Annotated in this window: 1 protein-coding gene; it reads left to right on the top strand. The window is 55.6% G+C overall.

Annotation, left to right across the window (positions count from 1 at the left end; translation table 11 throughout):
* Positions 1-237: 237 nt before the first annotated feature.
* Positions 238-390 (top strand): HU family DNA-binding protein (locus AC0IYH_RS29695; RefSeq protein WP_471837655.1); only part of this gene is annotated, 153 nt, incomplete at its 3' end.

Here is a 390-nt window from a genome sequence, read left to right as displayed (position 1 = left end):
GCTGCAATCCGCCTCACCGCGCAGGCACACAGCCAGCATCGCACCGCTCTCACCCGAAAACGCAGGTAAACCGAAAAACTGTGGCGGATGCCCGTAATTGAGCACTGCCACGGGAATTTACCGTGAGCAGGTAGGTCACAATGAAGCCTGATTGACCGGGAAAACCGCCCAGTCGATCGCCTATGATGCGCGGGCATTAATCAATGCCACACTTTTTCATCCCCAAGGAGCAACCACATGGCCATTACCAAAGACCAATTGATCGGTGACATCGCAGAAGCCATCGACACGCCGAAGACCACCGTCCGTGCGGCGCTTGATCAACTCAGCGAGATCGTCAGCGACGCCTTGGAAAATGGTGGTGAAATCACCCTGCCAGGTATCGGCAAA

It is taken from the genome of Pseudomonas sp. AC463, from assembly GCF_979253585.1.
This window is presented reverse-complemented; position numbering and strand designations above follow the sequence as displayed.